Here is a 13,185-nt window from a genome sequence, read left to right as displayed (position 1 = left end):
GGGGTCGGCGCCGCGCTCACGACGCACCCGCGAGGAGCTGTCCCGGGCCGCAGTGGGCGCGCTGCGCCAGGGGACCCTGCAGGAGATACACCCTGGACGAGCCGTCGGAGTAGGCCAGGCGCAGGCTCCTCACCGCGTCGAGCCGGTCCATGCCGGTCCACGTCCAGTTCTTGGGCACCACGGAGCCGGTCCCGACGTAGACGGCGCAGATCCGCTGCTCGACCACGGCCTGGGCCACGTCCGGCCGGGTGTCGAGCTCGTCGAAGTGCCGCAGGACGAGGTCCGCGGCCGGGGTCGACCCGTCGCCGTAGTGGGACTGCACGGGCAGGACGCCCGAGTAGACGTAGGCCCACACCGACCCGTGCCACGGGTCGTTGAGCAGCCGTTGCCCGGGACCGAGCCACTGCGGCAGGCGCTCGAGCACGTCCCGCTGGGCGTAGGTCAACGAGGGGCCGTTGCCGAAGGCCCGGTCGACGGGCTGGGTGTTGCGGGGCACGTAGACGGTCGCGGCCACGACGGCGAGCACGGCCAGGCCCGCGACGAGGGCCTGGGGCAGCCGCCGGGCGAGGACCGGGGAGCGCACCCGGCCCAGCCGGTCCGCGACCTCGGTGGCGGCGACGGCCACGAGCAGGGTGCCGGTCAGACTGAAGAGCATGACGAGGCGGGCCGGGTCGTTGTACCACAGCCCGGTGAGCAGGTGCCCGAGTCGGGTGGGCAGCAGGTGCGCCACGAGGTAGAGGACGACGAAGACGAGGTGCGCGAGGAGCAGCCACCAGGCGCTGCGGCGCAGCAGCAGCACGACGAGTGCGGCCACGGCGACGGCGATCGCCACCATCCACTGCGGCTGGGAGTACACCCCGTAGAGGAGCGGACCGGCGAGCACGTCGCGCAGCGGGAACGACAGCTTGTTGTCGAAACCGGCGACCCCCGCGACCGAGCGCGAGCCGGCCCACAGCTCCGGCAGGCAGGCGAGCACCGCCGCGAGGCCGGCCGCGGCGAGCCGTACGGCGACCCGCACCCGTGTCTGCAGCGGGACGCGCGCGGCGAGCAGCCACGCCCCGGCGAGCACCGCGAAGCCGGCCACTCCCGAGGGCTGCAGCGCGAACAGCCCAGCGATGGCGAGCGCCAGCGCGGCATACCGGGCCAGGCTCGGCGCGGACGTCGTCTGGAGGAAGGCCGCGAGGACCGCGCCGGTCAGGGCCACCGTCCAGGAGTAGGGCTGGGTGAGCAGCAGGAAGTACAGCGAGAAGGTCGGGATCACCACGGCGACGGCCGCGACGCCCGCCGTCATCGCCCGGCGCGGCGCGATCATCGTCCCGACGGCCGCCGCGGAGAGGGAGAGCTGGACCGGCGTCAGCAGGAGGAAGGCGTTGTAGACCCAGGCGGCGGGGCGCCCGGTGACGTCGACGACCATGGCCTCCACGAGGTGCAGGCCCACCGGGTAGAAGGCCGGTCGCGCACCGAGGGTGAGGTCCTGGGTCACCGACCAGTCCCCGGTGCCCGTCCCCGCGATGTAGCTGATGAGGTTGGCGTGCACCGGCGAGTCCCACGACTGGGACAGCGCGTCGATCGCCCACCCCATCGCCCGAGCCACGGGCAGGGCACCCACGACACCGCCGAAGGCCACACAGCCGAGGACGACGAGGTCCCGCCGGGTCCACCGGGGCGCGCGGCCCGCCGGGTGGCCACCCCGCCGGCCGACGAGCGCAGCCAGCCCGGCGAAGAGCAGGACCGCCGCCAGCATCGACCACGGCTCGAACGGGACGCCCGCGAGATGCATCAGCGGCCCGCTGATGCCGGCGACGGCGATGGTGATGACCGGGGCCAGCGCGAACCACGGCAGCCCGCGCAACCGCAGCAGCCGCCCCACGACGAGCCCGGGCCCGTAGAGCACGAGCGCCCCGACCGTGACGAGGACGACGCCGGTCACCGCACGACCGCCCGCGCCCGCACGGCCCACGGCCGCTCCCCGCCGGGTCCGCCCAGTCCGCCGACACCGGCTCCGGTCGATGGCACGGGGCAGCGCATGGGCAGGAAAACCTTTCGACCGCGGCGGGGGACGGGGTCCGCACAGGACGCCGGGGCCCAGTATAGGTGGGCCGAGCCGCCCCCCTCGGGGACGAGCCGGGGCGGCACCACGCCCTCGACCGGCGCGACAGCGGACGGCGGGGGTCAGGCCCGGAAGTCGAGGGAGGTCGCGAGCAGGGCGCTCGGGCTGCCGCCGCCGCCGACGAGGAAGTGCGTCGACGCGCTGACCGGCCGGTGCTGGCCCTCGGCCTCGATGGAGGCCCGCACGACGTACTCCCCCGCCCGCAGCGGCAGCGCCGGGACCCGCACCTCTGTTGTCACGCGCCCGTCGGAGACCGGGACGTCGCTGCGTCCGTCGAGGATGGGCACGCCCCGGCCGTCGAGCAGCTCGAGCTTGACCCGGACCCGCTCCCGCGGCTGCACCAGGTCGGCCTCGACGTGGGCGGTGATCTCCGAGCCGGACGGCACGTCGGTCGCGTCCCGGCCGGCGCCGTCCCGCAGCGTCACCCGCGCGGCGGCGACGACCTCGTGCGACGCCTCGAGCCGGTCCTGCTCGTCGAGGTAGGCCGACACCACCGTGGCCGCGTCGCCGATGGCCCGCGGCGTGCCCTTGTCGAGCCACAGCGCCCCGTCGCAGAGGTCACGCACCTGGGCCATCGAGTGCGTCACGAGCACGATCGTGGTCCCCTCGCGCTGGAGGTCGCCGAACTTCTCGGCGCAGCGGCGCTGGAACTGCTCGTCACCGACGGCGAGGACCTCGTCGACGAGGAACAGGTCGGGCAGGATGTGGATCGCGACCGAGAAGCCGAGCCGGACGTACATCCCCGAGCTGTAGTTCTTGACCGGCGAGTCGATGAACTCCCGGATTCCCGAGAAGTCCACGATGTCGTCGAACCGCGCGGCGGTCTCCTTGCGGCTGAGTCCGAGGATGGAGGCGTTGAGGTAGACGTTGTCCCGGCCGGAGAGCTCCGGGTGGAACCCGGAGCCGAGCTCGAGCAGCGAGGCCACCCGCCCCCGCGTCGTGATGCTGCCCGCGTCGGGCACGAGGATCCCGGCGATGCACTTGAGCATCGTCGACTTGCCCGAGCCGTTGCCGCCGAGCAGCCCGAAGGTCTGCCCCGGCTCCACCTCGAAGCTGACGCCCTTGAGCGCCTCGTAGACCTCGAAGGAGGAGCGCTTGCCCCGCAGGAGGATGCTCTTGAGTGACACGTTGCGCTCGTGGTAGAGCCGGAAGCCCTTGTGCACGTCGCGCACCGAGACGACGGGGCCCGTCACATCTCCTCCGCGAGCCGGGGCTCGAACCGCCGGAACACGGCATACCCGAGGGCGAGGACCCCGAGGGCGGCGGCATACACGTAGGCGACGGACCCGAGCGAGGGCAACCGGTGGTAGTAGAGCGCGTCCCGCACGATGTTGACGACGTGGACCATCGGGTTGGCCTGGTATGCCGCGAGCAGCCACTCGTTGTCGACCACCTGGGTCAGGTGCTCGTAGGGGTAGATCACCGGCGTGGCGTAGAACCACAGCTGGAAGACGATGCCCATGAGGTGCGCGGTGTCCCGGAAGTAGACGTTGGCGATGCTGAGCAGCAGGCCGACGCCGGTGGTGAAGCACACGAGCGCGACGAGCGCCACGAGGACGAGGGGGATCCAGAGGAAGGGCACGACCCCGAGGATGAGGAGCAGCACGAGCAGCACCCCGAACTCGATGAGGGACGTGACGCCCTGGGCGGCCGTGACGGCGCCGATGAGCAGGGCCCGGGGGAAGGCGGCCTTCTGCACGAGGTTGGCGTTGCCGGTGAGGGAGATCATGCTCATCGTCGCGGCGGTCGTGAAGTAGTTCCACGTGATGATGCCGCAGAGCACCCACACGGGGAAGGAGTTCAGGCCGCCCGCTCCCTGCGCCGGCTCGACCTTGAAGATGAACTTCACGACGATGGTGAAGATGACGACCTGGGCGATCGGGTTGGCCAGGGACCAGAGCCACCCGAGCGCGGTCGTCTTGAACTTGCTGCGCAGCTCCCGCTGGACGAGGTTGGAGAACAGCTCGCGGGACGCGACGAGGTTAGGGACGGTGCTCACCTGCTGCTCACCTGCTGCTCACCGGCGCCCACGCTGTCACTCGAAGTACCTGCGCCAGCTCGCCGGGGAGACCCAGTCGCGGAAGGTGGCGCGGTAGGTCTCCTGCAGCTCGTCGGCGCGGCGGAGCAGCTCCGCGTGCAGCCGCGCGCTCTCCCGCAGCTGCCGGCGCATCACCCGGGTGTCCCGGCGCCGCAACGTCACGCCGGCGCCGTCCGCGGTGGCGACGACGGCCGTGTCGAGCCGGGCGAGCACGGCCCAGTGCGCGGTCAGCCCGGACAGGTCGGCGGTCTTGACAGTCTTGCCGGGCAGGCCACGGCGGGCGGTCGCGACGAGGGCGCCGGCGATCTTCACGGCCCCCTCGACCCGGCCCCGGGGCCGGCGGGTCAGCCGGTCCACCTCGACCGGACCCACCGTGGAGGTGAAGTCGGCGGGCACGTCGTCGAGGACCCGCGCGTCGGAGTATGCCGCGCGCACCTCGCGCACGCGCTGCATGACCGTGGGCAGGTCGTCGGCGATGAAGTCCGGGCCCTTGAGCAGGTCGCTGATGGCCATCGCGTTGAGCGCGAGCGCCGAGTAGTTCATCGTGAGGGCGTTCTTGGTGACGATCCGAACGTTGTCGACGATGGTCGAGCGCAGCTCCTCCGGGCGCCCGTGGACCACGGCGGTGAGCAGCCGGTTGCGGGCCTCGAAGTAGGCCGTCCAGTCGGTCTGGACGTCCTTGAGGTAGAACGGCTGGTGCCACACGGCGACACCCGGCAGGGTCACGGTGGGGTAGCCGGACTCCCGGGCGCGCAGGCCGTACTCGACGTCGTCCCACTTGATGAAGACCGGCATCGCGAGGCCGACCTCGGCGAGGACGTTGCGCGGCAGGAGGCACATCCACCACCCGCCGAAGTCCGCCTCGTAGCGGTGGCTGAGCCGCGGCTCGTTGGACAGGTTGACCGTGCGCAGGTCGATGTCCTCGAGGCCGCCGGCGACCGCCCGCGTCCGGAAGGTCGAGCGGTCGACGAGGTCACCGGTGTTGTGCAGGCGGGACTGCGCCCACAGGTCCATCATGTGCCCGTGCACGAGCACCCTGCCGTCCGAGGCCCCGGCGAACATCACCGCGCGGTGGAAGCTCTCCGGCTCGGGGCTGATGTCGTCGTCGGTGAGGATGACGTCGCCGCCGTCCTCCCGCTGCAGCACCTCGTACATGGCCCGGCTGAAACCACCGCTGCCGCCGAGGTTGGGCTGGCGCACGATCCGCACGCGCCCGCCCCACGCGGCGGCGACCTCCGCGAAGTCCGGGTGGTCGCTGACGAGCTGGGTGCCCTGGTCGACGACGACGAGCTCGCGGATGTGCGTGACGCTCTGCGGGTCGTCGATGAGCCGCTTCATCGTGGCGACGCAGTCGTCGACCCGGTTGAAGGTGCAGATGCCGATCGTGGCGCCGCGGACGGCGACGGGCTCCTCGGCGCGCCACTCGGCGCGCACCATCTCGCAGTCATCGAGGGCGCAGACGGTGAACCAGTAGTGGCCGCCGTCGGCGAAGCGCCTGGCCACCGGCAGGACGAGCCGCACCGTCACGGCGTCGACGTCGGCGTCGGCGACGAGCTGCGACGCCTCGTGCGTGACGCGGCCCGAGCCGCTGGAGCGGTAGACGTCGACCCGGGAGCGCCCGCGCAGCTCCACCTCGAGCACGACGTCGGTCAGCGACGTCCAGCGGCGCCACTGCGCGGCCGGGAAGGCGTTGAAGAAGCTGTCGAAGCTGACGACCCCGCCCTTGTCGATGGTCAGGGACCGGCGACCCGTGATCTCGAAGCCCGCCGGGCTCCCCGCGCCCTGCGTGTCGGAGCGCACGTAGACCGGCACCAGGTCGGGGGTGGAGTCCGAGCCCGGGAAGACGACCCGGGCCAGCAGCGTGTCGCCGTCCGGCCGCGCCTCGACGCCCGCCGTGGCCGGCTGCTCCGCCGTCTCGATGCTCATTCGTCGACGCCTCCGCTCTCGATGGCCGCCCCGCGCGCGAAGTGCGGCTCGAGCTTGTTGTCGACCATGCTCAGGGCGGCGCCGATGGCCATGTGCATGTCGAGGTACTTGTACGTGCCGAGCCGGCCGCCGAAGAGGACACCAGACTCGGCTCGGGCGAGGTCGCGGTACTCCAGCAGCCCCGCGCGGTCCTCGGGGGTGTTGACCGGGTAGTACGGCTCGTCGTCGCGCTCCGCGAACCGGGAGAACTCCCGCATGATGACGGTCTTGTCCGTCGGGTAGTCGCGCTCGGGGTGGAAGTGGCGGAACTCGTGGATCCGGGTGAAGGGCACGTCCGGGTCGGGGTAGTTCATCACCGAGGTGCCCTGGAAGTCGCCGACCGGGACCACCTCCTCCTCGAAGTCGAGGGTGCGCCAGCCGAGCCGGCCCTTGGCGTAGTCGAAGTAGCGGTCCACCGGGCCGGTGAACACGACGGGCACGTTGCCGACGACGTTGCCCTTGGAGAGCGGCTGGCTCTCGTCGAAGAAGTCGGTGTCGAGCCGCACCTCGATCCGGTCGTGGTCGGCCATCCGCTCGAGCCACGCGGTGTAGCCGTCGACCGGCAGCCCCTCGTAGGTGTCGTTGAAGTAGCGGTTGTCGTAGGTGTAGCGGACCGGCAGGCGGCTGATGATGTCGGCCGACAGCTTCTCCGGGTCGGTCTGCCACTGCTTGGCCGTGTAGTGCGCGATGAACGCCTCGTAGAGCGGGCGCCCGATGAGGGAGACGCCCTTCTCGACGAAGTTCTCCGGCTCCTTGTCCCCGAGCTCCGCGGCCTGCTGCCTGATCAGGGCCCGGGCCTCGTCGGGGCTGTAGGCCGCGCGGAAGAACTGGTTGATCGTGCCGAGGTTGATCGGCATGGGGAACACCTCGCCCTTGTGGGAGGTGTAGACCCGGTGGACGTAGCCGGTGAACGCGGTGAACTGGTTGACGTAGTCCCAGACCCGTTGGTTGGACGTATGGAACAGGTGCGCGCCGTAGCGGTGCACCTCGATGCCGGTCTGGGGCTCGTTCTCGCTGTAGGCGTTTCCGCCGATGTGCGGCCGGCGGTCGATGACGGTGACCCGTCGCCCCAGGCGCTCGGCACACTGCTGCGCAACGGTGAGCCCGAACAGCCCCGAGCCGACAACGACCAGGTCCGCGTCCACTCCGTCTCCTCATCCTCCGGGGGTGTCCGGGACAGGCTACCGGAGCGCTCCCGGCCCCCGACCGTCACGACCGGCAGTCCCCGACGGCCCACGCCGTGGCGGTGTCCCCCGTCCCGATCCTCGTCAGCCCGGGCACTCCCGCCAGGCCGGTCAGACCCGGGTAGGTCCTCGTGCGCGGGTCGTGCTGCCACAGCAGGTCGGAGTCCTCGACGACCACACCGACGTGCAAGGCCTTGACCGCGGCGCACACCCGGGGGTCGGTCGTGAAGTCCTTGAAGCGGGCCGCGAGGAGCCTGCGCTCGGGGGTGGGTGCGGTGTCGAGGTGGGCGAAGACGACCGGGTGCCCGCTCAGCACCCCGGCATACACCTCCCCGCTCCAGGGGCTGCCGAGGATCGACTGCCCGGGGCGCAGGTGGGTGGACAGCGACTCGTAGAGGGTCCGCTCCCGGGGCGAGACGAGCGTGTCCCCGGCCACGTCGTAGGCGCGGGCCACGGAGCGGCTGATCCGCCCGAGCCCGGGGGTGTCGGGCACGAGGACGGCCACGACGGCGACGACGAGGACCGAGGCCACGGTGGTGGGGCCGGGCCGTTGCCACCGGGGGCGCCGGTCGCCCGCGCGAACGGGGAGGACCCTCGCGAGCGCGGTCGCCCACGCGTCGCGCCACGCCAGCGCCCCGGCCGCCGCGAGCGGGACCGCGGTGATCCCCAGCGGGGCCATGATCCGGATCGGGTCGTTGTACCAGAAGCCGGTGAGCGCCGTCGTGAGCGGGCCCTCGTAGGCGATGGCGAGGATGGCCACCCAGGCGAGCAGGGCGTGCGCGGCGGCCACCCACCACGAGCGGGTCCGGGCCACGGCGACCACGCCGAGGAGCACGAGCAGGCCGTAGACCCAGAGGTCGGGGTCGGCGGGTGTGCCGAGGGTGACGACCTCCCCGAGCGCGTGACCCGGCGTCGCCCGCGTCCGCCAGTTGAACGCGCGGATGCGGTTGAGGCTGTCGATGCGGCCGAGGAGGTCCCAGCAGAGCACCGCCGCGCCCACCGTCCCGGCCGCGAGGGCGGCCACGGCCCACCGTCGCGTCGGCCCGTGGTCCCACCACGCGACGAGCAGGTTGGCCTCGGCCGCCACGACCATGGGCACCGCGACCGCCAGCAGGACGAAGGCAGCCCCGGGATGCGCGTAGAAGAGGCCTGGCAGGGCCAGGACACCCGCGCCGACGGCGGAGGCAGGCGGCACCCAGCGGAAGGGGGTGAGCCGCAGCGCGCACGCCCCGAGGGCGATGACCGCCGGCAGGGTGGCGATGCTGAGCGCGTTGGGCCACAGGACGCCGAAGGTGAGCAGCAGCACCGGGAAGAGGGTGACGAGGACGCTGCCCGCCATGGCGACGGCGTGCGCGAAGCGGGAGGGACCGACGACGGTGCGCACGAGCAGGCTCACCGACAGGGGCCACACGACGCCCGCGATGACGACGGCGAGCACGTTCGCGGCGACGATGGCGTCGACGCCCGTGAGCACGACGACCAGGCCGGCGACGGCGTGGAAGAGCGGCGGGTAGAAGCCGCCCGCCCCTCCCGCCACCGACGCGACGACCCCGGGGGCGGCCGACCGCAGCTCGGCGACCCGGGCGATGGCGTTGACGTGGAACGGCGCGTCGTAGGTCTGGTTGATCGAGCCCGGGTGCCCGATGCCCGCGGCGACCACGAAGGCACCGGCGACCACGGCGACCCCCAGCCCGGCGGCATACCACCAGCCACCCCACGGCGGGTCGAGCGGCCGGGCCGGCTGCCTCGCGGCAGCCCTGCGCCCGCCAAGGCGACGGCCAGCAGCGCGTCGGCCGGCAGCGCGTCGGCCGGCAACACGGGCCGCCAGCCGGAGGAGCAGCACGAGGAGCGCGACGAGGCCGGTGACGCCGACGATGACCGCGGGCCCCCAGGACACGTGCGCCCGCTCGGCGGCGACGTCGGCGAGCGCGAGGATGCCGAGCGAGAGGGCCGGGGCGACCCCGACCGCGCTCTCCCGCCGGAATCCCCAGGCCACCGCCACCGCGAGGCCGGGGAGGGTGACGAGGACGCTCGTCACGACGAGGGGTCCGAGCACGGCGAGCCAGTCGCTCATGGGCGCTCCTTCACGGCCGCTGCACCTCGGTCGCGACAGGTTACCGGAGCCGCCGTGGGTGCCCGGCGCGGCGGCCACGGAGCCGCCCGCCCCCGCGTGGCACCGGCACGGGGCGCCGAGTTTCCGCTTTACTCTGATCCTCATGGACAACGACGACGTGTGGCTCGTGGTGCCGCTCTACAACGAGGCCTCGGTCATCGGCGACGTCGTCCGCACCACCCGCCACACCTTCCGCAAGATCGTCTGCGTCGACGACGGCTCCCACGACGGCTCCGCCGAGGAGGCGGCCCGGGCGGGCGCCGTCGTCGTGCGCCACCCCTTCAACCTGGGCCAGGGGGCGGCGCTGCAGACCGGCCTGACCTACGCCCTGTCCGACCCGGAGATGCGGTATGCCGTGACCTTCGACGCCGACGGCCAGCACCAGGTGGGTGACGTCCTCGCGATGCTCGCGCGGATCCGGCGCGGCGACGTCCGGGTCGTCTTCGGCTCGCGCTTCCTCGACGACCGGACGCAGGCCACCGGCCTGAAGAAGCTCGTGCTGCGCACGGCGGTGGCCTACACCAACCTCACGACGGGCACCCGGCTGAGCGACGCCCACAACGGCCTGCGGGTGCTGCACCGGTCGGTCGCCGAGCGGCTCGACATCACCCAGAACCGCATGGCGCACGCGTCGGAGATCGTCGCCCAGATCGGCCGGATGCAGTTCGACGGCCAGCAGGTGGCCTACGCCGAGGAGCCGGTCCACATCCTCTACACCGACTACTCCAGGACCAAGGGTCAGTCCCTGTGGAACTCGGTGAACATCCTGGCGGAGCTGATCTGGCGATGAGACAGCTGATCATCCAGGTCCTGCTCATCCTCGGGACGCTCGGCATCGCCTGGCGTCTCCTGCTCGGCTACGGCCAGAAGGCGCAGGCCCTGCGGCGGCTGGGACTGCTCGCCTTCGCGGCATTCGCAGTCTTCTCCGTCCTCTTCCCCAACGTCTGGACCCGCCTCGCCAACCTCGTGGGCATCGGCCGCGGCGCCGACCTCATCCTCTACGGGCTCGTCGTCGCGTTCTTCAGCTTCGTCGTGACGACGTTCAAGCGGTTCCGCGACATGGAGACCAGGTACACGCGGCTGGCCCGGCGTGTCGCCATCGACGAGACGCTTCCCCCCACGCAACACCCCGCCGTCATCGGGCCCGCGCCCGCGCCCGCGGACCAGGAGACTCTCCGCGACACTCCGCGCGAGTCCTCTCGCGAGACCCTGCGCGAGGCGTCCCGCGAGACGCTGCGCGGGGCGCCCCTCGAGACGCCCGTGCCGCAGGCTCCCGCGGCCCTGGAGAGCGAGCTGCCGCGTGACGCCTCCTGACCGGCCGGCGCAGCCCCGCCGCCCCGGGGACGGTGGCCGGGACGACGACGCCTACGTGGTGGACACCCGGCGCCGGGGCCGACGGCCGGACCCCGGCCCGCCGCGCGAGCGGCCGGCGAGGGCTGCTGACGCAGGGGGCTCCGCGAGGCGCGGCACCCCGGCGTCGCCTCGCTCCGAGACCGAAGGCGCCTACGTCGTCGACACCCGGCACCGCGCCGGCTCGCGCGCCGCCACGCCCGCACCGGCGAGCCGGGCCGGCCTCCCTCCCCAAGCCGTCCGGGCCAGCGCCGCTTCGGCCCCGCGCCGTCGCCGGCGGCGCGGGCGACTCGTGGCCCTCGTGGTGGCGCTGCTGCTCCTCGCGTGGCTGGCGTTCCTCGTCTGGGTGCCGGTCAACGCGTGGAACCACGTCGAACGGGTCGCCGCCGCGCCCGCGGGTGACCGACCCACCGGTGGCCAGGGCAGCAACTTCCTCCTCGTCGGGTCCGACTCCCGGTCCGGGCTCACCGAGGAGCAGAAGAAGCGCTTCGGCGCCACGGACGCCGAGGGCAAGCGGACGGACTCGATCATCCTCGTGCACGTGCCGGCGGGCAGCGGCAAGGCGGTCATGGTCTCGCTCCCCCGCGACTCCTACGTGCCGATCCCGGGCTACGGCCGCAACAAGATCAACGCCGCCTATCCCCTGGGCGGCCCCCGGCTGCTCGTCGAGACCGTGGAGGCGGTGTCGGGGCTGCGGGTCGACGGCTACCTCGAGATCGGCTTCGGCGGCTTCGCCTCGATCGTCGACGCGCTCGGCGGGGTGGACATCTGCGTGCCGTTCCGGATGAAGGACCCCGAGGCGGGCATCGACCTGCAGAAGGGGTGCCAGACGCTGAACGGCGCCGACGCGCTCGGCTTCGTCCGCACCCGGCACACCGACCCGCGCGGCGACCTCGGGCGCGCCGACCGGCAGCGCCAGTTCCTCTCCGCCGTCATGAAGAAGGCCCTGACACCCAGCACGGTCCTCATCCCGTGGCGCTACAAGGCCGCGGCCGACGCCATCGCCGGTGGGCTCGTCCTCGGCGAGGACACCTCCATGTGGGAGGCGGTCTCGGCGCTCCGGGCCATGCGGTCGGTCTCGAACGGCGACGGCATCTCGGCCACCGTGCCGATCGCCGACGCCAACTACGCCACGGCTGCCGGGTCGTCGGTGAAGTGGGACTCCGACAAGGCCGTGGAGCTCTTCCGGATGCTCAAGGAGGACGAGCCGCTCACGGTCGTCCCGAAGGGCGCCGGCAACTGATGCCCGATGCCGTGCCGCCCGTCGAGCCGGACCTCGCGCGGCGGGCCGCCGACACGGTGGCCGTCGTCGTGACCCGCGACCGGGTCGAGCAGCTCGCGGGGTCGCTCGCGGCGCTCGCGGCCCAGCGGCCCGCCCCTGGGCACGTGATCGTCGTCGACAACGGCGCCGACCCAGCCGTGCGCGACGTCGTCGAGGGTCTTCCGGTGGCCGCGACGTGGCTGCCCTCGCGGCGCAACCTCGGCGGGGCTGGCGGCTTCGCGCTCGGCATGCTGCACGCGCTGGCGCGCGGCGCGGCATACGTGTGGCTCGCGGACGACGACGGGCGGCCGGGCTCGCCCGACACCCTCGCCACCCTGCTCCGCGCGGTCCGTGACCACGGTCTCGCCATGGCCTCGCCCGCCGTCGTCGACGCGGACGCCCCCGACCGGCTCGCCTTCCCGACCCGGCGGGCGCTGCGCCGGATCACTCACGTGGGGCAGTTTGGCGCCGAGGTCGTGCCCGGCTTCGCGGCCCTCTTCAACGGCGCGCTCTTCACCGCCGAGTGCGTCGAGGCGGTCGGCGTGCCCGACGTCCGCCTCTTCCTGCGGGGCGACGAGATCGAGATGCACCGGCGCCTCACGCGCGCCGGGCTTCCTTTCGGGACGGTGACGACCGCGACCTACGTGCACCCGAGCGGGGCGGAGGAGTTCCACGGTCCGCTCAACGTCGAGCTGCCCCCCGAGGGCCCCAAGCGCTTCTACACCTTCCGCAACCGCGGCTACCTGACCAACCAGCCCGGCAAGCGGCTCAAGCGACCACTCGAGTATGCCGTCTACACCGCCTTCTTCCTCGGCATCCGCCGCTCCCCCGCCGAGTTCCGCACCTGGCTGGTCCTGATGAACGACGGGCGCAGGGAGCGGTTCCGCCGCTACGACGGCCCCTGACGCAGCCAGCCCACTTCACCGCTCCCCACCTCGAGTGGCCACTTCCGTTCACCTCGAGTGGCCACTTCCGTTCACCTCGAGTGGCCATATCCGTGCACCTGGAGTGGCCACTTCCGTTCACCCCCGGGGGCGCGCTCGCCCGCCCCCGGGCGCGCTCGCTTACCCCCTGCGGGCGGTGGCCGGCGGGGGGTGCGGGGCGCGGTGGCTACAGGTGCCAGGTCACGGTGGTGGCGGTGATGGTCGGGACCAGGTCGTGGGC

At 72.8% G+C, this 13,185-nt stretch carries 10 protein-coding genes; 4 read left to right on the top strand and 6 right to left on the bottom strand.

Annotated elements, in window-relative coordinates:
- Nucleotides 1-16: 16 nt before the first annotated feature.
- From VFJ94_RS15600 to VFJ94_RS15575, 6 genes are all read right to left on the bottom strand, one after another.
- Nucleotides 17-1,930, bottom strand: a complete 1,914-nt coding sequence (locus tag VFJ94_RS15600; RefSeq protein ID WP_325005144.1) for a DUF6541 family protein — start codon at nt 1,928-1,930, stop codon at nt 17-19.
- A gap of 242 nt (nt 1,931-2,172) precedes the next feature.
- Nucleotides 2,173-3,303, bottom strand: coding sequence for a polysaccharide ABC transporter ATP-binding protein (locus VFJ94_RS15595; protein ID WP_325005143.1), 1,131 nt, complete (start codon nt 3,301-3,303; stop codon nt 2,173-2,175).
- Nucleotides 3,300-4,109 (bottom strand): ABC transporter permease, encoded by an 810-nt coding sequence (locus tag VFJ94_RS15590; protein ID WP_325005142.1) that lies wholly within the window; start codon nt 4,107-4,109, stop codon nt 3,300-3,302. The genes VFJ94_RS15595 and VFJ94_RS15590 overlap by 4 nt, the downstream gene beginning before the upstream one ends.
- A gap of 36 nt (nt 4,110-4,145) precedes the next feature.
- The gene (locus VFJ94_RS15585; protein WP_325005141.1) at nt 4,146-6,074 is read right to left on the bottom strand and encodes a glycosyltransferase; all 1,929 of its coding nucleotides are present in this window, start codon (nt 6,072-6,074) and stop codon (nt 4,146-4,148) included.
- Nucleotides 6,071-7,258, bottom strand: a complete 1,188-nt coding sequence (glf, locus tag VFJ94_RS15580) for a UDP-galactopyranose mutase (protein WP_325005140.1) — start codon at nt 7,256-7,258, stop codon at nt 6,071-6,073. Before glf ends, VFJ94_RS15585 begins: the two co-directional genes overlap by 4 nt.
- Nucleotides 7,259-7,322: 64 nt before the next feature.
- Nucleotides 7,323-9,371 (bottom strand): DUF6541 family protein, encoded by a 2,049-nt coding sequence (locus VFJ94_RS15575; RefSeq protein WP_325005139.1) that lies wholly within the window; start codon nt 9,369-9,371, stop codon nt 7,323-7,325.
- Nucleotides 9,372-9,513: 142 nt separating this feature from the next.
- Here VFJ94_RS15575 and VFJ94_RS15570 point away from each other — a divergent pair, with 142 nt between their 5' ends.
- The 4 genes from VFJ94_RS15570 to VFJ94_RS15555 are packed head-to-tail and all read left to right on the top strand — an operon-like array spanning nt 9,514 to nt 12,926.
- On the top strand, nt 9,514-10,200 hold the full coding sequence (locus VFJ94_RS15570; RefSeq protein WP_325005138.1) for a glycosyltransferase family 2 protein: 687 nt from the start codon (nt 9,514-9,516) through the stop codon (nt 10,198-10,200).
- On the top strand, nt 10,197-10,724 hold the full coding sequence (locus tag VFJ94_RS15565; RefSeq protein WP_325005137.1) for a DUF2304 domain-containing protein: 528 nt from the start codon (nt 10,197-10,199) through the stop codon (nt 10,722-10,724). The genes VFJ94_RS15570 and VFJ94_RS15565 overlap by 4 nt, the downstream gene beginning before the upstream one ends.
- A complete protein-coding gene (locus VFJ94_RS15560; protein WP_325005136.1) occupies nt 10,711-12,003 on the top strand; it encodes an LCP family protein in 1,293 nt (430 codons plus the stop codon). Before VFJ94_RS15565 ends, VFJ94_RS15560 begins: the two co-directional genes overlap by 14 nt.
- Entirely contained in the window at nt 12,003-12,926 is a 924-nt protein-coding gene (locus tag VFJ94_RS15555) for a glycosyltransferase (protein ID WP_325005135.1), read from the top strand. The genes VFJ94_RS15560 and VFJ94_RS15555 overlap by 1 nt, the downstream gene beginning before the upstream one ends.
- Nucleotides 12,927-13,185 lie beyond the last annotated feature (259 nt).

This window comes from Intrasporangium sp., from assembly GCF_035688975.1.
Taxonomy (GTDB): domain Bacteria; phylum Actinomycetota; class Actinomycetes; order Actinomycetales; family Dermatophilaceae; genus CALMNV01.
The sequence above is the reverse complement of the archived record's forward strand: the minus strand, read 5'-3'. Positions and strand labels throughout refer to the sequence as shown.